Genomic DNA, 21,721 nt, shown 5'->3' with positions numbered 1-21,721 from the left:
ACGCGACTTACCCAAAGGCGGCATCATAAACAAAGCCGAAACCCCCATGGATTCCGGCTCTGCATTGCTTTCATAAACCAAGCGTATCTTCTAAGCAAGCACCTCGCTCGTGCGCATATCGTACCCCTCGCACCTTGTGCGTAGCGGTCCGCGCCGCACTGCGAACAAACGGCACTCCCGCTAGAACTTCGCCTTGATCTTCTCGAACGCGTCCTGGACTGCTTCGCCTGCATCGTGCGCTGCGCCTTTGACGGTATCGGCTGCCGATTCGGCGGCATGCTTCACGTTTTCGACCGCATCGTTCTTGTCGTCTTCGGTCCGAGCGGACGTTGCGGGTGCCTCTGTCTTGGCAGCCGTCACGGGTGCCGGCTCTGCCTGGTCGGCTTTCACCGGTTCGTCGGTGCGAACGTCGGTTGCGAAATCCCGGGCGTCGTTGCGCACATCGTGAGCCTTGTCGACGGCTCCGTTGCGCATATCGTGCATGCCGTCCTGGGCACCGTTTCGCATATCGTGAGCAGCATCTTGTGCTTTGTTGCGCGCATCGTGAGCGGCGTCTTTCATGGCGTTCTTCGCGTCATGAGCGGCATCTTTCGCCGCGTTTTTCATATCGTGAGCCTTGTCCTCGACATCGTTCGTCACCGTATTCATATCATTCATGGTAATCGCTCCTCGTAACAAGATATCGGTTTACAGAACATCTTCTTCGGTGAATTCCTGCTCGTTCGCTTCGCGAATCTCTTCAGCTTTCATCGCGGTTTCGGCAGCCTCCACAGAAGCAGCCTCATCGCCTTGCTCGTCGGCCTCCTCGACCGACGCCTCGGCCTCGAACTTTATGTTCTCAGCCATGCGCTCAAGCTCTTCAGCAGCGCGCTGGCGCTCCACGTCGTCGTCCATCGAAAGCATTTTGACGGCCTCGACCGCTCCTTGGTTAGCCATGATCCGACTCCTTTCATCATTCAAAATCACTTGCGCCGCACGCGACGCTTCGTTTGTTTCATCCATTGTATGCCGCACTGCTATGCTGTAGGAGTACGGGGGGCAACGGAGCCGAAACGATTGCATGGCAAAGAAAACGGAAGGGAAACGCGGTGCACGAAGCACGTGTCGAAGGGATCGCCCCGCAATGAACGACCGCAGATGCGGGCTGCACCAACCCGTTCGTTTCGAGTTGAAAACACCAGTTCAACAGCTTTACGACCGCACGTGATCCGCTGGTACCATCGCGAAATCGATAACCATGGCAGCAAAGGAGCGCCCATGCGCCCGTACTACGAAGGTTGGTACCTGAAACAGCAGCAGGGAGACGAGTTTCTCGCCGTCATTCCCGGCAGAGCCGAAGACGGTGCCTTCGTGCAGATCGTCACCCAAGACGAAGCGCACTATGTAGAGTATCCCCTCGAATCGTATAGCAAAACAGCGTCGACCACGTGCGCCGCCGACCGCATTCCGGGCGGAGACTTCGCGAATGGGTCAATGCGCGTCGGCGCGAGCACCTTCGCTCCCGACGGCATGACCCTTTCCATCGACACGCCGAAGCTCGAGGTCTCGGGTACGCTTCTCTACCGCGATCGCACGCCCCTTCGCTCCGACATCATGGGGCCGTTCGCAATCCTGCCGATGGAAACGAAGCACGTCGTTCACAGCATGCGCCATCGCGTCGAGGGAACGGTGCTGCTCAACGGGCGACCGCTCGTGTTCGACGGCGGAGCCGGATACATGGAAGGCGACCGCGGGCATAGCTTCCCCCGTACGTACACGTGGGCCCAAAGCGTCGATTTCGACAGCAATGCATCGGTAGTTCTCGCCGTCGCCGAAATACCGCTCGGAATCAGGTTTACCGGATGCTTCGCCGTTATCTCGCTTGACAACGTCGAACACCGACTTGCAACGTATCTCGGAGCTCGCGTTTCGCACCGAGACGAGCGCACGGTCGAGCTCACCCAGCGCGATCTCAGACTGCGCATCGAGCACCTAGGGCCGAGCGGGCACGCCCTGCGCGCGCCTTCGTCAGGAGAGATGCGCCGCACGATCCACGAAAGCCCTGCGAGCGCGGCGCGGTTTTTGCTCACCAAAGGCGAGGATGTGCTGCTCGACGCCGTCTGCGACCACGCGAGCTACGAATACGTCGGCTGACTCAGGCACACGCGGCAAAGAAGCGCACAGGCTAAGGGCACTCTTGAGCGCGCACACTCGCGCTTGCACGGCACCGAATCCAGTGCATCCACCCACGCGCCGCTCCGATCCGCGAAGCGGTATACTTACACCTCGGTACGAGGGTACGGAGGGAAGTCATGGGGAAACGGACGCCTGCGGTGATCAACCAGGCGGATGAACGGCAGCGCTTGCTTGAGAGCGTTAAACGCAGCGTTGCCAAAAACCCTTACCTGAGCATCGCGTTCGGCCTGTACTGGATGCAAACGACGCTGCTGTTCCAAAGCCCATACTTGTTTCTCGAGCCGTCTCCGCTCGCAGGGTTCCCCCTCCCGAAAGGCACGGTCCTGCTCGTAGCGAGCGTCGCCACCTACCTCACCTGGAGCATGCTGTATCGTCGCATCAATTCCGTAAGCATGAAACGTTGGTTTCCTTACGCGCTCTGCATCGTCCTTTCGCTCGGCGCGTTGCTGTTCACCTGCTATCCCGCAATCTCTGAAACCCATCGCGATGTCGCGATCATTGTCTATCTGATCGGTTCGGTCCTGATCGGGTGCGGCACGGCGAACATCAACCTCGAAGCAAGCCGCATCCTCGGACACATCGGACCGAAGCAGGCGTTGTTTCACTTGATATTCGCCCTACTCATCGGTACGGCTGGTGCGTATTTCTTCTCGCTTCTGCCGTTGGCAGCAGGCAAAATCGCCATCGTGGCCGTGCCCATCCCCATGGTGGCGTGTCTCATGAAGAGCTTCGATGCCGTACCGCGCAAGATCGTGTACAGCCACGGCCTCAAAACCAAGGTGAAACCACCGACGAAGTTCCTCGTAACCTCGGCGTTTCAAGGACTTGCACTCGGCGTCATGCACAGCCTGCTCGTGAACTCCTTCGAGAATTCGGCGCTTCTGGTATCGCTCGGCTTCCTCGCAGCCATCGGACTCGTGTTCTTCTGCTCCATCATGCTGAAAAGCGATTTCGACCTCTTGTTCTACCGCATCGGATTTCCGCTTATGGCAACGGGCTTCTTTCTGCTTGGCATCGCTCCGAATATGGTGGAGGCGGGGGCGGCAGTGCTTGATGTGGGCTATTGCTTTCAATACCTCGTCAGCTGCTCGCTGTGCGCGTACCTCGCCAAAGGGCTTGATCAGCCGCCCATCTGGATAGTCGGCACGAGTACCGCGTGCTTGCTCGCAGGGCAGCTCTTGGGCACCGTGCTTGAAGCTTTCTCGCCCGACCAGACTGCGCTCGCCGTCGCCGTTGCATTCGTGCTCGTGCTTGCGGCGCTCTACATGACAAGCAGCCAGAACCTACGACGCGGCTGGGGCGCTGTAAGCCCCGGCTCCGATCACAAAGGCGATTCGCCGGATGCCGAGGCGCTTGCCGTTCAGGTGCTCGCGAGCGAGCACGGTCTTTCGGCCCGCGAGACCGAGGTGTACGCGCTTATCGTGAAAGGCTACACGCGCAAGGCAATCGGAAGCGAGCTCTGCCTTGCCGAAGAAACCATCAAAACCCACGCAGGGAGGATTTACCAGAAGTTCCTCGTGCATTCCAAACAGGAGCTCATCGTGATGACGCATGAGCGGGCAGCAACGCTGGAGAAATAGCCTCCGTCGGTCGACGCGCGCATGCGCAACAACCCCGACGCTCGCAGGTTGCAAACGTCGGGGTTCGAAGCGAACATAGCGCGGCTACGCAACCGCGGTGCATGCTTGAATGCGCCGTAAGCTACTCGTTCTCGGCGATGTACTTACCGGTGAGGTAGCCGAACGTCACGCAGGTCATGCCGTAGTTCGCACCCTCGATCATGAACGTGTAGGTGCCGGAGAACATATCGCCCACCATCGTGCCCACGTTGTAGAGGCCCGGGATCGGCTGATCGTCAGCGTCGCACACCTGCATGTGCACGTTGGTGTTCAAGCCGCCGAGCACGGTCAAAAAGCCGAACGTCTCGCACATCTCGCCGAAGAACGGTCCCTCTTCGATGGCATGGAGGTGCTGAGGATCTTTATGGAAGTCTTCGTCCTCGCCGTTCTTCGCAAGCTCGTTGTAGCGGTTTACCGTGTCGATGGTCTCTTTCGGAAGGCCGAGCTTCTCGATGACTTCTTCCACCGTGTCACCCATCACGTAGGTTTGGCCGTTGCCCTCGGCGGTCTTGGTCCAGCCGGCAACCGCGGCGGCCACAGCTTCGTCGCCGGTCATCATCGAGTCAACCGTCCAGTCACCCGAAACCGCCTCGTGCTTCGCATAGCCCGCATCCCAGATGGCGTACGCCTTCTTCTCGGGAAGCAGCGTGATGTTCTCGGCGGCCAAAGGCCCGATGCAGTCTTCGTTCATGTAGCGCTGGCCGTCGCGATCGAGCAAAAGGCCGAGGTGATTCGTGTAGAGGTTGCGGGGCCCGGGTGCCCAGTACGATCCCATCGTGCAGTTCGGGAAGCCCTTCTGCCACGCGGCTCCCACCCAAAGCCCCATTTTCTGGCCCTGGCCCTTGTAGATGCCGCCGTACTTGAAGCCCTGATCGTAGTCCGGTTCGCTGTCGTAGACCTTCGGATCCACAAAGTCGGCCGTCTCGGGGCAGAAGCAGCGCATCATGTCGCGGTCGCCCGAGAAGTCGCCCGTAGCAAGCACGATGGCGTTCTTTCCGACGTACTTGGCGTACGTGCCGTCTTCGCGCTTGCAGATGACGGCGGTGACCCGACCCGTGTTGTCATCCTCGCGAATGAGCTGTTCGGCGATGTTCTTGTAAAAGATCTGGCCCTTGAGATCCTCGGTGAGGTGCCGCGCAAGCTCGTATACCAAAAGCGGCTGCATCTTGCCAGTCACAACCTCCATGCCTTCCTCGGGAGGCTCCTGGCCGTTGAGGTTCCAACCAACGGCGGCGGTGCGCTGCAGGTAGAGACTGTCTTCCTCGTCGGGCGTGCCGATCTCGATATCGATCGAGTAGCCCGCCTTTTCCATGAGATCGATCGTCCAATTCATGGCCGTTTCGGAGTTGTTGTAGTGCTGGTACCACTTGCGCTGATCGACCTTATGCACCTGGCAGAAGATCTCTTTTTGATACTGCGACACGGGAACTTTAGGATACCCCTGCTCCTCAAACGCCTTGCAGTACACGGCATTGTTCGAGCCGCCGCGCGAGGTCGGCTTCGTGGACGCCGACACCACGATAACGTTCTTGCCCTCTTCAGCAGCGCTGTTCGCAGTCATGAGGCCAGCGGTTCCAGCCCCCACCACAATCACGTCGGCCTCGATGGTTTCGGCGATGTCGGCCTCCGCGATAGGCTCGGGCGGAATCTCGAACGACCACTTGCGTTTCATCGTTTCGGCGGTCAGGTACTCTTCCCCATCGGCACCCGCAGCGTTTGCCGCGTTAGCGGACGCGTCCTGCTTGCCGCCATCCGCGCTCGGCGCACACGCCCCGAGCGTTGCCGCAGCCATGGCTCCGACTGCGGTTATGCCCGCACCTTTGAGAAAATTACGGCGATCCAGTTCCATGATGCTCCCTTCCTCGATGGTGCGCTCGCTGCCCGCCGTGCGGCGTGGGTCGATCGGCCGAGTACGGCTTACCGTACCCGTTGGGCTGATCGTCCGAACATGATCCGTCGCCAGAGCCGGGTTGGCCGGCAGAGCGCGAACCTGTCCCATAGTGTCCTGACGAGCCGAGCGCCGAAGGCTGTGCTCCCTTAAGCACGCTTCGAAACCTTCGAGGCGCACTGTACGCGCTGACGAGGCGAGCGAGCATCCCCCGCAACGGGGCTACCTCGCAAAATTCGAGTTTGGCCCGTTTTGGGGGACACGCGATCAGGGGTTATGGAATTATGTGACCTTGTCGCGGCGCGCCGAACACGTCTCTTATCGAACGCGGAGGCAGCCTGCCTGCGGCAAGGCCAAGCTTTGATGCGACGCATCTGCACGCCGTGCGGGCATGCAGCGGATTTCTAAAACCGAAACTCCGCTTCCCAATCGAACTCGCCCGACGTTTCGACGTCGGTAGGCCAATGGGCGCACCATGCGGGCACGTCGGGTGCTGCTACGCGGTCGATGCTCGGGGTGTACGGCTTGATGTCGAGCACGGGCGTTCCCGGTTCGGCATCGATATACCAGGTGTCAATCGTGCCCGCGTCTTCGTCGAGGGCAGCCACCCCAACGACCGTGATGCACAAGGGATTCGGCCGCACAGGCGAGCGTGTGGCGAATATCCCGAGCGGCGATTCCACCTTGCTATACGGCATACCTGCATCAAGAAGATTTCGGTACTCCGGATCATCGGCCTTATCGGCCCACCAGATGATTACGAGGTGGCTGAACCCCTCGAGGCCTTTGAGGCCCGGTGCATACGATGCAGCAAGCTCGATGCGGCTCATACCCTCAGGGCCTGCGGAGATGGCACCGATGGGATTGATTGCGATGTCGTTCATTCGTGTTGCTCCTTTCACGTTGGCGTCCAGAGCATACAGGCTGACATCGTGTCAGGGTCAACGGCAGAATTCTCGAAAGCCCGACGAATCAACACCGAGATTTCGGTGAGTCCCGGCATCGGCCGCCGCCGAGCATTTACAAGCCCCGCATCGGCCGTCATTCGCGCTCGCGCGCATGGATGGCTTCGCACACGCCTTCGCGTTGCGGCAATCCCTCGCCCCCGCGCTTCGCACACGCCTTCGCCGCCGCGGCAATCCTCGTCCGCGCTCCCGTCTGCCGTACCACCGTTTTGGCCGAGGCTTTCCGACTACCCGACGTGGCTCTTCTCCCGCACCGGTATCTGGAACTCGGTGAGATACTTTGCCGGATCTTCCGCATTCCAGCATCCGCGGTGCGCGATTTCGCGGGTGTTGCCGGCCATTTCGAACAGCGGATGGGCCGCAAGCCACTGCGCGAGCGAGGTGTATACGGCCGCGATGTTCTCGTAGGGGCCCCTCACCATGACCGAAGCCACTTCAGGAAGCTCTGCGGTGCGGAAATACCGGATCGCACCTTCGTCTTCACGTATCTCGTCGACGGCTACAGCCACCTCGATATCGACCCCGACGCCTTCGACATAGTCGCTGTGGAATTCGCAGAATTCGCGATACGGATCGGCTACCGCTACCTGCTCGCGCTTCACGTACGATCCGAGCGCCTCCCACGCCAACCGCTCTTCGTCGTAGGATGGAACGACCATGCGAAGCGACACGACATTCATCGCGGGAACCGACTTCAATCCCACCTCGAAACGCAGCTCTTCCTCGCCCGCCGCAATTGCGCCTCGTAGCGCTTCGATACCCGCAAGTGTTCTTCGGCACGCGGCGAGCTCCTTGTGCACAGCTTGCTCGCGAGCCGCCAGTTCGTCGAGCAGCGTCGCATCGTCCATAGCCATCATGCGCTTGATGTCGTCGACGAGAAACCCGAGATCGCGAAGCGCTGCGATCTTGCTCGCCTTCGCAAGCTGGTCGGCCGAATAGAACCGATATCCCGTCGCAGAATCGGTCTCAACGGGACAAAGAAGGCCCTCTTTATCGTAATGCCTGAGCATCCGCACTGATATGCGGCTCAGACGAGCGAACTCGCTAATCTTGAACACGGATGGCTCCCATCGTATGACGTAAACGTACCGATCTCAGGGTAGCAGAACGAACGAAAGTGTATTTTTCAATTATCTGAATGTTTTCAGTACAAAATGACGTTTACGAACGGTTTTCGACTACGCCTCCGCTTGTTCGACATAGGTATGTTGCAGAACATGCCACGTCATAGAACCGGCATAGTCTATTATTCCCCAAAAAGATCGTTCGCAAACGTCATTTTGTACTAGTTCTGGGCTTCATTTGCCATTTTGATCCAACCTGCATGGCCGAGATCGCTACGGCGCTCTGGTGGCAAAGAAAAAGGCTCCTCGGCACAAGCCCTACGCCTGACGTTCGACGAGCGCTATGAGTTCCTGTTTCTTGTGGATTCCGAGCTTCTTGTACAAGCCCTTGGAATGCGACCGCACAGTATCGGTCGATATGAAGAGCTTCTCGCCAATCATCGGCAAGGTGTAGCCCTTGACCACCAGCAAAGCGATCTCCGATTCGCGCGGCGAAAGCGCATACTGCTCGGCAATTGCGGCAATAGCGCGCTTAGTCGTGTCGGTCGGACCCGTCTGGTCAGGCAGGGGCGCCTGCGAACCCCGCGCCCGCATCACCACTACGATGATCGCGACGACGAGGACAAGCGCCATGACCGCCGAGATCGCCACGTTGATCAGCGAAGTTTCGTAGCTGTCGAGCGTTGGGTGGAATATGCCGATTAAGTAGCCGATCATGGCGGGAAGCTGCGAGAATACCAGGTTCCCAGCTCCGAAGAACAACAGAACAGGAAGTTTTTGGCGGTATATCGAAGCCGCCATGAACACCCAGCAGAACAGCATGAGCGTTCGCCTGGTCGCGCTCATGAAGCTCGTCGCAAGCTCTGAATTGATCGCCGAAAAAGAAGAGTAGAAGAACAGGCCGCTAAAGATGACGAGGACGAGAAACGGCCACAGAGCGTCGGGGTCGTTGCGCTTGAACCGAAAGACCCATATGCAGTAAACGATGAAGACCGCGCAGTAGATGACCATCCAAAACACGTTGAAGGCCCTCTGATCGATAAGGCTCGGCGGCGTAAGCGCACCGCTGACAACACCTGCAAGCGCACAGAGAAACAGAAGAACAACCGTGTCGAGAGGTATCTTTCGCAGCATGGGTCCGTCAACGGGCCGCGCTTCATCGACTGGAATGATTACTTTTTCGCTGCTCCACACCAAACAGAATCCAGAAGCGAGCGGAAACACGAGAGCCGCAAACGCAATAACGTCGCGCGGAGCAAAGGAGAGAGCCAGGGAGGCGACGCCGAAAACCGTATACCCACCCGCAATGATGAGCGCCGAGCGCTTTGGCTCGATCGAGCATAAAAGGCGTCCCAGGCTCAAAAGCAACACGGCGCTTCCCGCCCCACGGAATACAGCACCGAAAACGGCGCCAGCTTGAGAATCGAAATGCCCTATGTAGTACGGCGCGAAGAGCAGGGCGCTTCCTGCAAGCTGCATAACGGCGGCGCCGATGACGAAGGCGTTTACCGTGCGATCGGAATACGCGAAACGATAGTCGAGCACGATCAACACAAGCATAGCTACCGCTTGCGCAGCCATTTCGGTAAAATTCAAAAAATCGTTCGTCGGTGCAAAGACTCCCGAATTGGTGCTCCAGTACACAAGCCGATAAAACGCGATGGCGAAACAGGCAAGCAGCGAAAAACCCGAGAGAAATCTCCCGCCTTGCTTTGTGCTTTTTGCTCCCGCCACCCTGTTGCTCCTCTTCGTTACAGCATATCGACCATTCGCCCAACCGATGATCACACCTATTATATGTCGTGAACCACCGATCACCCCAATCATTTGATTTCAGGCATCACATCAATGATGTGATCCGACGAACCAACCGCTTTTCCCCTGATTCATGCGGTGGTGCGTTCGCGCTCTACCAATACCATGGTTTAAGCAGCGCTGCTCGACAATGATACAGGGTACAAGGAGGTACACAGATGGAAAAGCCCTTGAAAGGGAAAACCGGGGTCGCAGGCATTTCGAGGCGAAGCTTCGTAGGAGGTGCCGCCCTGGCGGCCATCGGGGCAACGGCGGCATCGGCTTTGGCGCTTCCGGGGTGCAGCCCCGCACCATCGAACTCGGCAGAAAACAAAACTGCGTCGAACACCGAAGCGGCATCCTCGCCGGCCGCCATAGCCGAACTCAATCCGCAAGACGATTCGTACGATAGCTATTCAGGCGACGTATCGGCACTATTCAGTCCCATCACGATCGGCAGCATGAACCTCAAGAACCGCATCGTCAAATCCGCCGCAGGCTCCGATACGATGCCGAAGGGCGCCACGGAGATGAGCCAGAACGCTATCGACTATTACGGCCTCATCGCTGACGGCGGTGCAGCACTCATCATTCTCGAAACCGGCACATTGAGCCCCTTCGGCTTGACAAACGGATCGACACCCAGCGAACAAGGCATTATCGAAGCACAGAAAATCGCCGACCGCATCCATCAAGCCGATGCGTACGTGGGCGTGCAGTTCGGCCTCGGCACCCCGTTGTCCCCCATAACGCAAGTCAACGACTACACCACCGACGAGATCAAGGCGCTCGTTAAGGATTGCGGAGAAGCCGCCCTCAGACTGAAGAACGCGGGATTCGACTGCGTCGAAATGAAAGGCGCGACCACCGATGTGCTGAACCAGTTTCTTTCGAGAAGTCGTAATTTCAGGGATGACGAATACGGGGCGCAGAACAACGAGAACCGCGTCCGCCTGTTCAAGGAAATCGTCGAAGAGATCAGAGCGCAGTGCGGGAAAGATTTTCCCATTCTGACGCTGATCAACGCGGTGGAAGAGATGGATTCGAACCTAGGCGACAACGACGGATTCATCGTTTTGGAAGAGGCGCAGTACTTAGCGCAAGAACTGGAAAAATCCGGTGCCGACTTCATCCAAATCCGCGTGGGCGTGCCCGGCCAAGAGGTAACCTGCTACGGACCAGACTGCAACCATACGGGCTACAAGATGGATGGAGCCACGGGATTCGGAACGCAATTCGATTACTCGAAACATTTTGGGGGCCTGATGGACGGCAGCCACTCGGGAGTCGGCGGATTCATTCCCCTCGCCAAAAAGATCAAGGAAGTCGTCGATATTCCTGTCGGATGCGCAGGCAACATGGACGTAAGGCTCGCTCCCGATTTGATCAACTCCGCAGTGGCAAACGGCGACATCGACCTCGTCTTCATCAATCGCATGCTCGTCGTGGATCCCGAGCTTCCCAAAAAGCTCGAAGAGGGCAGACGGGATGAAATCGCACCCTGCACGAAATGCTTCCACTGCCACGCACGACCGTTGGGCGAAGCGGAGATGTGCCGCGTAAACGCAACGACGCAATTCGCCTACACCGAAGAAATGCCGGAAGGCTACGAGCTTCCCCCTGCCCAAGAAAGCAAGAACGTCATGGTTGTCGGCGGCGGCCCCGCGGGCATGGAGGCGGCGCGCATCGCGGCGCTTCGCGGCCACACCGTCACCCTGTACGAGCAGAAGGAGTCCCTAGGCGGCCTGCTGGGAACCGCGCAGGCATTCAAGGGAACTCACGAGCGGCTGAATGATCTCAAAGACTACTTAACACGACAGCTCGAAGTGGCGAACGTTCAAACCGTCACCGGCCAAGCAGTCGATACGGATTTCGTGAAAAGCGAGAACCCCGATGTGGTCTTGGTTGCTGCAGGCGGGTTGCGGGAAAGCAAGCTCTCTTCGAGCTCATCGGTCAACGTTATGGATGCAGGAGCAATTGAACTCAACGAGATCAAGGACGACGTCGTAATCGTGGGCGGCAACCTGCAAGCGGTGGATATCGCATCGTTCCTCGTGGCTCAAGGCAAGCAGGTAGATATCGTTAATCCGAACGCCAAAGACGTCCTCGACATCGAGCAGTCTCCTTGGGTGAGAAGGTTTACACTGCCCCACTTGTACGCGAAAGGCGTCAAAGTGTACAACGAAGCAGAAGCGATCGAGGTTACCGACAACGGGCTTATCATCACCATGCAGGATTGCGGCCTCGATAAAGAGATACCCTGTCAAACAGTCATCGAGTGCTGGGATATGGTAGGCAACACCGCGCTTATCGACGACATCGCCGCAGCAGGAATCGAAGTGCATGCCGTCGGATGCGATGCACCCAAAAACATCCAGAGCGCCATACACGCAGGAAACATCGTGGCGCGCAGCATCTAGCGGTTAACCACGATGCACCGAAGCCCCGTGCGAGCCCCCTCGGGTAAAGCTTGCGCGGGGTTTTCAGCGCCCTCGGCAACGCGGGCCTGGCCGCATGAAGAACGTCGTCTGAGCATCGCTGAAGCAGATTGCTGCCTTTGAGAGCATGCAAAACGGGGGCCGAGGCCCCCGTTTGGTTCAAGCGTGTATTCTTGGTAAGCTCAGATGCCTATTTGGCCTCTTCCGCCTTTTCCTCGACGGCTTCTTCGGCTTTCTGAGTTTCCTCTTCGGCTTCAGCGGCTTCTGCGGCAGTCTCGGCAGCCTCGACGGCAGCTTCGACATCCCCGGCCTCGTCGGCAGCTTCGACGGAAGCCTCGGCTTCCTCCTTCACCGCTTCTTCGACCTGCTCGAGATCTTCAGCTGCTTCCTTCGCCTCGTCAGCCTTCTTCGGCTGAGCTTTCTTGGCGGAAGCCTTCTTCGCAGCCGGCTTGGCGTCGTCCTTCTTCGCCTTGGCAACAGGCTCGGTCACGAGCTCTATGATAACCATGGGGGCGTTGTCGCCCTTGCGGTTGCCGAGCTTCATGATACGGGTGTAGCCGCCCTGGCGATCGGCGAACATGCCCTGCTCGACCTTCTCGAAGATCTCGCGGACGAGCTCCTTGTCGCCGAGAGCCGCAATGGCGAGACGGCGAGAATGCAGATCGCCTTTCTTCGCCCACGTGATGATCTTATCGACATCGCTGCGGATCTCTTTGGCACGCGCGTCGACCGTCTTGATGCGGTCGTTCAGGAACAGAGCGCCCACCAAGCTCTTCTTCATGGCCTTGGTGTGGCTCGCGTCAGTCCCGAGCTTGCGGCCTTTCTTGTAGTGTCTCATCGTATTCTACTCCTATAGCTTCAAGTTGAGATCCATCGAGATGAGCTTGTCTTTGACCTCTTCGATGGATTTCGCACCAAAGTTCCTGATATTCAAAAGGTCGTTCTCGGAGAACTCAACGAGCTGGCGCACCGAATGGATGCCCGCACGCTTCAGGCAGTTGTAGGAGCGAACCGAAAGGTCCAGATCCTCGATCTGCTTATCAAGTTCCGCGTTGCTCTCCTGGCCTTCGGGAGCGAAGATCGAGGCGACTTCGCCTTCCTCTTCCTCGAGGGCATCGGAGAGGCTCAAGAACGCGCCCATATACTGGTTGACGATATTGGCCGCACGGCACAGCGCCTCGGTCGGCGCGATAGAGCCGTCGGTCTCAACTTCCAGCACCAACTTATCGTAGTCGGTGCGCTGGCCCACGCGGGTGTCGGTGACGTTCAAGGTGCAACGACGAACCGGCGAAAACAGCGAGTCGACATGGATGACGCCGATGGGGTCTTCGGTGCGCTTGTTGCGCTCAGCCGAAACGTAGCCGCGGCCGACGCCGATGCGGATGGTCATATCGAGCTGACCACCGTCGGCTACCGTGGCGATAACGTGCTCAGGGTTGACCAGCGTGAACTCGGTGGGGACGTCGAGGTCCGCACCAGTGACCGTGCACGGTCCTTCAGCCAGTACGTGAGCAGTCGCCTCTTCGATGTCATCGGAAAGTGCGGAAAACACCAGGCCTTTCACATTCAGCACGATGTCGGTAATATCTTCGATCACGCCTTCAGCGGTGGTAAACTCGTGCTGTACTCCCTCGATCTGGATCGCAGTTGCTTTCGCACCGTCCAGGGAGGAAAGGAGCACTCGACGCATGCAGTTACCCAACGTGTAACCGTACCCACGCTCAAGCGGCTCGACAACGAAACGAGCAACGGTATCGTTTATCTCTTCCGTTGTTACCGTCGGCCTCATGAACTCTGTCATATTGTGTAAGCCTCCTTCAATTATGCCGCAATGTTATTTCGAGTAAAGTTCGACAATAAGCTGTTCGCGAATGTCGAGATCGATCTGGTCGCGCTGCGGGAGGGAGAGCACGCTGCCCTGCAGCTTCTCGATGTCGACTTCCAACCATGCGGGGACTTGCACACGCTCATTGGAGATGAGCGCACTCTTAATGACCAGCATATCCTTCGCCTTCGGCGCAACGGCAACGAGATCGCCCGGACGCACGCGGAACGACGGGATGTCGACGCGACGGCCGTTGACGATGATGTGTCCGTGGCGGACCTGCTGACGGGCCTCGGCGCGGGACTTGGCGAACCCGAGACGGTACACCACGTTGTCCAAACGGCTTTCGAGGATGCGCAGCAGATTCTCGCCCGTAACGCCCTGCTGGCTGTTTGCCATATCGTAGTAATGGTGGAACTGCTTCTCCAAAACGCCGTAGATGCGCTTGGTCTTCTGCTTCTCACGCAGCTGCGTGCGGTATTCGCTTTCCTTCACGCGCTTCTTACCGGCTTCGCCCGGTGCGTAGTTACGACGCTCTATAGCGCATTTCTCCGTATAGCAGCGATCGCCCTTAAGGAACAGCTTTGCCCCTTCGCGGCGGCACAGTCTGCAGTCCGCCCCTGTGTATCGAGCCATGTGTAGATCCTTTCAGTTAAACGCGACGACGCTTGCGCGGACGGCAACCGTTGTGCGGAATAGGCGTGCAATCTTGAATGCTGGCAATCTCGAGTCCAGCAGCCTGGAGCGAGCGGATCGCGGTTTCGCGACCGGAACCCGGTCCTTTGACGAACACGGAAACCTTACGGAGTCCATGCTCCATGGCGGTCTTGGCGGCCGCCTCCGCAGCCATCTGCGCGGCGAACGGGGTGGACTTGCGAGAGCCCTTGAACCCGACAGTGCCGGCGGATTGCCACGAGATCACATTGCCCTGAGGATCGGTGATGCTCACGATGGTGTTGTTGAACGTTGATTTGATATGCGCAGAGCCGACGGCGATGTTCTTGCGTTCGGAACGCTTGAGGCGCGTGCGCACGTTTTTCTTTGCTGCCACTTAGTTACCTCACTTCTTCTTTCCGCCGATTTGCTTCCTGGGACCTTTGCGCGTGCGCGCATTGGTGTGCGTGCGCTGACCGCGCACAGGCAGGCCGCGGCGATGACGCAGGCCGCGGTAGCAACCGATCTCCATGAGGCGTTTGATGTTTTGGGAAACCTCGCGGTGCAGGTCGCCTTCGACCTTGAGGTTGTCCTGGATGTAGTCGCGCAGCTTGGTCAGATCATCTTCGCTGAGATCCTTCACGCGAACATCCGGATCGACGCCGGTCTCTGCGATGATCTTCTTTGCGGTGGTGAGGCCAATGCCGTAAATGTAGGTCAAGCCGACTTCAATGCGCTTATCGCGAGGAAGGTCGACACCAACAAGACGTGCCATAGGTTATTTCTCCTCTTTCTTCCTAGCCCTGACGCTGCTTGTGGCGCGGATTCTCGCAGATGACGAGAACTTTGCCGTGGCGTCGGATAATCTTGCACTTGTCGCACATTTTCTTGACCGAAGGACGTACCTTCATAATAAATTCCTTTCGGTTTGTGCAGGTCTAAAGCGACCCTCATGTTCTTTACTGTATAGCCACACCCAGCCGCAGGTGATTGTTGTCCCGTTCGCCGGATCGATCCGATCCGCGTGCGCGTTCAGCACACGTATGCCGCTAAGCACACAAAATCCGCACATTCGAGGTTCCGATGTGCAGTAAGCGTACCTTTATTTGAACCGGTAGGTTATGCGTCCGCGATTGAGATCGTAGACGGAAAGCTCGACGGTTACTTTGTCTCCCGGCAAAATCTTGATATAGTGCATACGCATCTTGCCTGAGATGTGAGCCAATATCTTGTGTCCGTTCTCGAGTTCTACCCTAAACATTGCGTTCGGTAACGCCTCGAGGACAGTCCCCTCAAGCTCGATTACATCTTCTTTGGTCAAAAGTGCTCCTTCAAGCAATAGGTCGGTAAGCGGCAAACGTAGATGATATCAAAAACGCAGGCCACTGTGCAAGCGGGAAATGCAGCGTTCACACAGGCTGCACACGGGGTCTGGAGCTAAAAAACAAATCGCCCCTGAGGGCGATCGAGTGTGCGCACACGGTCTGCGCACGGTATGGACGAACTCAGGCGAACTATCGCCTGTACCTTGCATGGCTGGCCCACCAGGATTCGAACCTAGATAGCTGGTACCAAAAACCAGAGTCCTGCCGTTGGACGATGGGCCAGTGTTCGATCGATTCCGCCTTGTGCGGAACCGTCGCCCTTCGCGGCGGGCACGTTCAGTGAAGATGGTGGGCCGTGAGGGAGTCGAACCCGCGACCTTGGGATTAAAAGTCCCCTGCTCTACCAACTGAGCTAACGGCCCACCATCTTCACTCGCGCAGCGTGCGGAACCATAGGGCACCTTCGCGAAATGCGAGTACCTATTCTAGCCGCGAGTCCTGACAAGGTCAATGAGAATTCTCGTGCTTCCCGTTTTTACTACATCCGCCCGGTTTATATGGCGCTGCATACTCGGCGACGGGCGGACGAGCCGCGCACGTTTCCATGCGAAATGCCGCCGGAGTATATCCCCCGGCACCGCGTTCGAGTCTTGCTACTTCCCGGATCTCATCCGCCTGAAAGGCAACACCGAACATCGAGATTTCTGCGCTCCCATCTGGACCGGTTCCCAAACGCTTGCAAGCTGCGCACGCTTTTACATCCCCCTTGTGCAAGGCACGGTTCCCCCTGGATTCTTTTCCACAGTTGTAACGCGTATGGCTTGGCGCACCACACGGCATCATGCGCGCACATTTGACGCGAGGATTCTCAGATCGTTGTGAAAGACGCGCACGGTAGGCTAACCGTATCGCGTGCATTCCATGCGGCACGCGAAGAACCTGAGGAGGAAGCCGATGCCCACCAATCTCATCCGTACGCTGTTGCTGTTCGTATCGCTACTCGTCTGCGCAGCGGGATTCACTGTTAGTCCACCTCTTGCGCACGCCTCGTCGCAGGCGAATCTGCTGAGCGCGCAAGGAGTGGTTTCCGTCGATCGGACCACGTTCTTCGACGAGGGCCGCTATATCAACCTCCTCGATCATGAAAACGATATCCGCATATCCGACTTTTCCGTTTCGGGGGGATCTATGATCGCGCTCGAGAACGGCGGATCCAGGCTCGATCCCCATAGAAACATCAACCCGTACCAAGCGGTGCAGATTCCCATCGAGGGAATCTACGGTCGCACCGAAAGTATTCCTGGCTTCGGATTCGTTTGCGATAAGACGGCTTCGGCCGCAAACGGAGCAAGCGTGAGCGTTCGCTACGATTACGTCGGCGACATGAAAGATATCGCCGACCCGACGTTCAGTATACCCGTGTCGATCAAGGCGACCTACACGATCCGCGAAGGGCAGACCATCGACGAAGAGGGCGACTACCGGGAAAACTACACCGGGCATCCGGTCGTGCACCTGCCGAAGTGCTTTAGTCACGGCGTGTTCTTCTGCGGAACCAACGTACTCGACGCCCGCTACGAGTTCTTCGATGCGAATACGGGCAACCCGATCGAACTTCGTACCATGTACGTCACCGCCACCTCGCTCAATCGCGGCGAAGGCTTCGCCGTGCCAAGCGACAGGGTATCTGCCTGCTACGTGAGCAACGAAGCACCGCCTTCTTCGGCGTTCTACAACCAAAACGGGGTGAAGACGCCATACGGCGTCGTTGCAGGCAGCTACCTGTACGACAAAACCTCCGAGTACGATAACGGTTACACGACGTTCATCGGGTGCCCCGATGTGCGCGACAGCTCCGGTGCCAAGATGGATTTCTCCGATTCGATCGGCGAAGAGACCTTCTACTGGCGATCGGTTTGCTTCGCGATTGACAACGGAGCTTCCAATACCATCGATGCTAAGGTGTACGCTATCAAAACTGGCTCCTGGTCGGGCACCGAGGGTATCCCAGGCGATGGCTGGAACGCGAACGGAAGCATGTGGTTTGCCACGAACTTCATGACGCTTACGTCCACCAAGCCCCCTCAACCGACGAAAACCGTAGACAAACTCGAAGGAGTGCGTCTCGGCGATACGCTTACCTATCGCGTTGCGCAGCAGGTGAACGATCTGGGAGCCACGAGCTTCATCCGCTACGAGTCGCTGTCGATCGTCGATCCTCTGCCGAACACGCTTGCCTTCAAGAGTGCACGCCTGCTCGACGAAGGAGGAAGCGAGCTCGGCGGGGCGGGAACCGCGCGGTTTGACGAGACGACGAGAACGGTGACGTTCGACTTCTCCGAAAGCTTTTTAGCAAGCGGCATGAGCATGACCGGCGAAACCTACTTCCTCGAGATCGTCACCGAAGTCATCGATTACCCCGATGACGGCACACTGGCTTTCTCAAATCAGGCGAGAAGCATAATCAACGGCTCAGAGCAACCCACCGAGGAAGTCGTGACCGCGCTCGCGGCCCCCGAGCTCGCTATCGACAAGCATGTGGTGCCCCGTGGTTCGACAACCGATACATACGAAATCGGCGTCGGCGACGAGCTGATGTATCGAACCACCGTGCGGCAAACGAAAGACAAGACGCGGGCGAAAGGCCTTACCGTCGCAGATGCGCTTCCTTCCGGACTCGCCCTCGTTTCTGGATCGATTCGCGTATCGGGAGCAGAGCAGGTAGACGTTTCGGAGCACGATGGTTCGTGGTCGCTTGCGCTGAGCAACCTCGACCATGGCGATACGGTTGACATAACCTACCGCGCAACGGCAACGGCAACGGGTAACGGCTCGGAAGTCGTCAACACCGCATGCGCATGGGCGAAAAACATCGAAGCAGGCCTCGCGGGAAGCGAAGCGAACCCCGTATCGGACGATGCCGAGACGTTCGTCAACTCCCCGAACCTTGCCGTATCCGAAGAGGTCTCCGTTTCCGAACTCACCGGAAACGCGTACGAACGGCGTGTCGGCGAGCCCGTTGTGTTTACCGTCACCGTAGAAAACACTGCCCCGGGCACCATCGCGAACGAACTGTCGCTTGCGACGCTTTCGCTGCCCGAAGGGCTTTCCATCGTCGACGGCCCTGAAGCCGTGAGTATCGACGGGATCGCCCTTGACGGCGAGGAGTCGTATGTACGCTATCCCGTTCAAGGCAACGATGTCGACCACGGTGAAGCCGAGCAGCGATACATCGCGGGCGCCCTTGCGATAGCAGACGACCGGTGCACGGCATCGCTCGATCTGAACCATCTGCCTTCGGAAACGCCGCTTCGCCTTTCCTTTACCTGCATGCCAAAGGAAGCCGTCAACGGCCACGAGGTGACGAACCGAGCAGTGGCGTATGCAGCGAACGCGCCCGACCCTGTTGAAAACGAACCTGCAGCGCGCGTCTGGATTAACTCGCCGCGCCTCGCAATCGAAAAACAGGCGCCTCCGCTCGCATATCAGGCGGGAGATACCGTAACCTACCGAATCGATGCATCGAACAAGGCGGCAGGAACCGTCGCGAACAACGTGGTATTCGAAGACATGCTCGAAACGCCCGGCATGCAGCTTCTGCGAAACTCGATCGTCGTGAGCGACCAAGACGGTGACATCATTACCGACGACATAACGATCAAGCAGAATACGGGCACGCAGGATTGGCGTATAGAAACGGGGAAATCCCTCGTCAACGACAACGCATATCGCATATGGGATTGCGACGAGGGAGGTTCTCTCATCGAAACCGGGGAACGGAACCCCGCCAAGATCGATCGGGAGTACGCCTATCGCATCGAATACCAGTCTCTGATAACCGATGCGGCCCTCGCCTCGCAGACGGCACGAAACATCGCAACCGTAACAAGCGACGAGAACCTTCCGATAACCGACGATGCGATCATCTCCGTCAGAGGACCCGCCTTAGGCATCACGAAGTCCGCAGACATCGGTTCCTATCAGGTAGGCGACACGGCAACGTACACTATTGAAACGACGGGTTTGCGCACCGGCGAAACGGCTCACAACGTCCGCATCGGCGACGAGCTCGCGGCCGACGCCCCGCGGGCAGCGACCATTCTCGAAGGGTCGGTGTCCGTTCGAAACGAACGCGGAGCGGCTCTTGACGGGTGGGATATCGCGTTCACCGACAACGAAGCCGGCGATCATACGGGTTTCGCGATCGATACGCACGCCGACCTGCCCGATGCGGCGAAGATCATCGTTTCGTACCAGGTGCGGTTCACGGCGAAGACTGCCTCGAAGACTGTGGACAATACCGCATGGGCCGAGGCGGACGATGCGCCGAAGGCAACCGCTTCGGCATTCGTCACCTGCGCGGATCCCGTAGATACGACGCTTTCGATCGAGAAAACCTCTGACGGGGCGGTCTACGCTCCCGGGCAAACCGCCCGCTATTCGCTTCTCGTTCGAAACGCCGACGAAGAAAATCCCGCACGCAACGTCGCGCTCGCCGATGCGCTTGGCTCAACCGACAGCGCTTCGGTCGCCAAAGGCTCGGTTGTGGTCCGAAACGGCGCAGGAGAAGCACTCGACGATGCCGTCGTTGTATATCGCCAAGACGAGGCGGGCTCTCTGAGCGGCTTCTCGATCGAAACCAATTCCGATCTGGCCTTTGGCGACGAACTCGCCGTGCGCTACGAAACGGTTCTTTCCCCGGACGCACCGGCTGGAGCCGTCATACCCAATACCGCAACCGCCTCGGCCGCCAACACAGGCAATGCCTCGACCGAACACGAGGTCACCGTAGGCTCGCTCGATCCCGAAACGATCAGAGGGTATCAAACAACCGCATACAAGACAGCTAATCCCGCATCGGGCTCAGCCGTCGAACCCGGTGACGAAATCGCGTACCTGATCACCGTACGCAACACCGGAGAAAGCGTCGCGCCGTTCGTGCGCGTTCGCGATTATCTGCCCGAAGGCACTACGTATCTGCTCGAGTCAGCCAGCGAAGGAGGCGCGTTCGTCCGTTCGACCGACAACCGAAACGCGTATGTCGAATGGGTGGTGCGCGACCTTGCACCCGAAGATGAGCGCACCGTCGGCTTTTCGGTTCGCGTCGATGCCGAGCCACCCGACCACATCGTGAATACTGCGCTGTACGCGGCATCGGATGCAGAAACGATCGCCGGAGATCCAACGCTCTCCGACCCCGATCGCTTTACCGCGAAAACCGCCCACCCCGTCGAGGGTAAGGCCCCCGTCGGGCCTATCGTGAACGTTGTCAAGTCATCGCTTCCTCAGGCGGGAGAAACCGTTCAAGCGCATGACGAGATCGCCTATACGCTTATCGTCTCGAACCACGGCGACACCACCGCGGAAAACGTGCTCGTGCGCGACCCTGTGCCCGAAGGTGCAACCTTCGTGCAAAACAGCGCTTCCCACGGCGGCACATTCCATGAAGATACCGGCTGCATCCAGTGGCTTATCGACAGCATCGAGTCGGGAGCGCACGTCGAGCTGACGTTTACCGTCGTCGTAGACGCCAGCGTCTCGACCTCCCTCATCACGAATCAGGCCTCTTTCGCACAAGACGCAGCCGATCGGATAGGATCGCCCGACATGCTCGAAAACACGAGCAACATCGTCGAGCATCGCCTGCCCGGGACCGAGAACGCGCCGTCGCGCTCGCCCTTCCCGAAAACCGGCGACGAGCTGCCGCTATACGCCATAGGAATAGCTGCGGCAATCGGCGCGCTTGCATGTGTCGCGCTTGTCTTAGCCTGCTCGAGACGAAAGCGCGAAAGCCGTCGGGCACAGGGCATCGCGCCCGCCGTCGAAGTGGCACCGCCTCACGCGAAACCGCGTCCCGCAAAAAGGAGGCGAAAGGACTATATCCGCTGGAGATAGCATTGCAACGCCCAGGCAAGCCGACATGCGGATGCAAGCCCGAGCGCAATCCACCTTGCCGACATGCGGATGCAAGCTC

General features: G+C 58.4%; 17 protein-coding genes and 2 tRNA genes. 4 read left to right on the top strand and 15 right to left on the bottom strand.

Going from position 1 to position 21,721, the window contains the following annotated elements; translation table 11 throughout:
• Nucleotides 1-180: 180 nt before the first annotated feature.
• Complete coding sequence (locus FJE54_RS06605) at nucleotides 181-657, bottom strand: hypothetical protein (RefSeq protein WP_139651904.1); 477 nt, start codon at nucleotides 655-657, stop codon at nucleotides 181-183.
• Nucleotides 658-687: 30 nt separating this feature from the next.
• A complete protein-coding gene (locus FJE54_RS06600) occupies nucleotides 688-936 on the bottom strand; it encodes a hypothetical protein (RefSeq protein ID WP_139651903.1) in 249 nt (82 codons plus the stop codon).
• Nucleotides 937-1,257: 321 nt separating this feature from the next.
• Between FJE54_RS06600 and FJE54_RS06595 the strand changes: the two genes are divergently transcribed.
• A complete protein-coding gene (locus FJE54_RS06595; RefSeq protein ID WP_139651902.1) occupies nucleotides 1,258-2,133 on the top strand; it encodes a stress response protein nst1 in 876 nt (291 codons plus the stop codon).
• Between the two features lie 158 nt (nucleotides 2,134-2,291).
• Nucleotides 2,292-3,755, top strand: a complete 1,464-nt coding sequence (locus tag FJE54_RS06590; protein ID WP_139651901.1) for a helix-turn-helix transcriptional regulator — start codon at nucleotides 2,292-2,294, stop codon at nucleotides 3,753-3,755.
• Nucleotides 3,756-3,876: 121 nt separating this feature from the next.
• On the opposite strand, the gene FJE54_RS06585 is transcribed toward FJE54_RS06590, so the two are convergent.
• The 4 genes from FJE54_RS06585 to FJE54_RS06570 all read right to left on the bottom strand — a co-directional run bounded on the left by FJE54_RS06585 (nucleotide 3,877) and on the right by FJE54_RS06570 (nucleotide 9,271).
• Nucleotides 3,877-5,643, bottom strand: a complete 1,767-nt coding sequence (locus FJE54_RS06585) for an FAD-dependent oxidoreductase (protein WP_139651900.1) — start codon at nucleotides 5,641-5,643, stop codon at nucleotides 3,877-3,879.
• A gap of 443 nt (nucleotides 5,644-6,086) precedes the next feature.
• Complete coding sequence (locus FJE54_RS06580; protein WP_139651899.1) at nucleotides 6,087-6,566, bottom strand: TrmO family methyltransferase domain-containing protein; 480 nt, start codon at nucleotides 6,564-6,566, stop codon at nucleotides 6,087-6,089.
• A 308-nt stretch (nucleotides 6,567-6,874) separates the two neighbouring features.
• A complete protein-coding gene (locus FJE54_RS06575) occupies nucleotides 6,875-7,705 on the bottom strand; it encodes a MerR family transcriptional regulator (protein ID WP_139651898.1) in 831 nt (276 codons plus the stop codon).
• A 324-nt stretch (nucleotides 7,706-8,029) separates the two neighbouring features.
• The gene (locus tag FJE54_RS06570; RefSeq protein WP_180326604.1) at nucleotides 8,030-9,271 is read right to left on the bottom strand and encodes a helix-turn-helix domain-containing protein; all 1,242 of its coding nucleotides are present in this window, start codon (nucleotides 9,269-9,271) and stop codon (nucleotides 8,030-8,032) included.
• Nucleotides 9,272-9,684: 413 nt separating this feature from the next.
• Here FJE54_RS06570 and FJE54_RS06565 point away from each other — a divergent pair, with 413 nt between their 5' ends.
• Nucleotides 9,685-11,925: an oxidoreductase gene (locus FJE54_RS06565; protein WP_139651896.1), complete on the top strand. Its 2,241-nt coding sequence runs from the start codon at nucleotides 9,685-9,687 to the stop codon at nucleotides 11,923-11,925.
• A 208-nt stretch (nucleotides 11,926-12,133) separates the two neighbouring features.
• Here FJE54_RS06565 and rplQ read toward each other — a convergent pair whose 3' ends face one another.
• The 9 genes from rplQ to FJE54_RS06520 form a co-directional block, all read right to left on the bottom strand.
• Complete coding sequence (rplQ, locus tag FJE54_RS16390; RefSeq protein ID WP_139651895.1) at nucleotides 12,134-12,781, bottom strand: 50S ribosomal protein L17; 648 nt, start codon at nucleotides 12,779-12,781, stop codon at nucleotides 12,134-12,136.
• Nucleotides 12,782-12,793: 12 nt separating this feature from the next.
• Nucleotides 12,794-13,744, bottom strand: a complete 951-nt coding sequence (locus FJE54_RS06555; protein WP_139651894.1) for a DNA-directed RNA polymerase subunit alpha — start codon at nucleotides 13,742-13,744, stop codon at nucleotides 12,794-12,796.
• Nucleotides 13,745-13,777: 33 nt separating this feature from the next.
• A complete protein-coding gene (rpsD, locus tag FJE54_RS06550; RefSeq protein ID WP_139651893.1) occupies nucleotides 13,778-14,404 on the bottom strand; it encodes a 30S ribosomal protein S4 in 627 nt (208 codons plus the stop codon).
• 16 nt (nucleotides 14,405-14,420) lie between these two features.
• A complete protein-coding gene (gene rpsK, locus FJE54_RS06545) occupies nucleotides 14,421-14,819 on the bottom strand; it encodes a 30S ribosomal protein S11 (RefSeq protein WP_102379059.1) in 399 nt (132 codons plus the stop codon).
• A 9-nt stretch (nucleotides 14,820-14,828) separates the two neighbouring features.
• Nucleotides 14,829-15,197 carry a 30S ribosomal protein S13 gene (gene rpsM, locus FJE54_RS06540; protein ID WP_139651892.1) on the bottom strand — a complete coding sequence of 123 codons (369 nt, stop codon included), beginning with the start codon at nucleotides 15,195-15,197 and terminating at the stop codon, nucleotides 14,829-14,831.
• Between the two features lie 22 nt (nucleotides 15,198-15,219).
• A complete protein-coding gene (rpmJ, locus tag FJE54_RS06535; protein ID WP_006363204.1) occupies nucleotides 15,220-15,333 on the bottom strand; it encodes a 50S ribosomal protein L36 in 114 nt (37 codons plus the stop codon).
• A gap of 191 nt (nucleotides 15,334-15,524) precedes the next feature.
• Nucleotides 15,525-15,743 carry a translation initiation factor IF-1 gene (gene infA, locus FJE54_RS06530; RefSeq protein WP_009306918.1) on the bottom strand — a complete coding sequence of 73 codons (219 nt, stop codon included), beginning with the start codon at nucleotides 15,741-15,743 and terminating at the stop codon, nucleotides 15,525-15,527.
• A 212-nt stretch (nucleotides 15,744-15,955) separates the two neighbouring features.
• Nucleotides 15,956-16,029, bottom strand: a tRNA-Gln gene (locus FJE54_RS06525).
• 64 nt (nucleotides 16,030-16,093) lie between these two features.
• Nucleotides 16,094-16,169, bottom strand: a tRNA-Lys gene (locus FJE54_RS06520).
• 532 nt (nucleotides 16,170-16,701) lie between these two features.
• On the opposite strand from FJE54_RS06520, the gene FJE54_RS06515 reads away from it, so the two are divergent.
• Nucleotides 16,702-21,642 carry a DUF7927 domain-containing protein gene (locus FJE54_RS06515; protein WP_180326603.1) on the top strand — a complete coding sequence of 1,647 codons (4,941 nt, stop codon included), beginning with the start codon at nucleotides 16,702-16,704 and terminating at the stop codon, nucleotides 21,640-21,642.
• Nucleotides 21,643-21,721 lie beyond the last annotated feature (79 nt).

It is taken from the genome of Raoultibacter phocaeensis (genome assembly GCF_901411515.1).
Classification (GTDB): domain Bacteria; phylum Actinomycetota; class Coriobacteriia; order Coriobacteriales; family Eggerthellaceae; genus Raoultibacter; species Raoultibacter phocaeensis.
The sequence above is the reverse complement of the archived record's forward strand: the minus strand, read 5'-3'. Positions and strand labels throughout refer to the sequence as shown.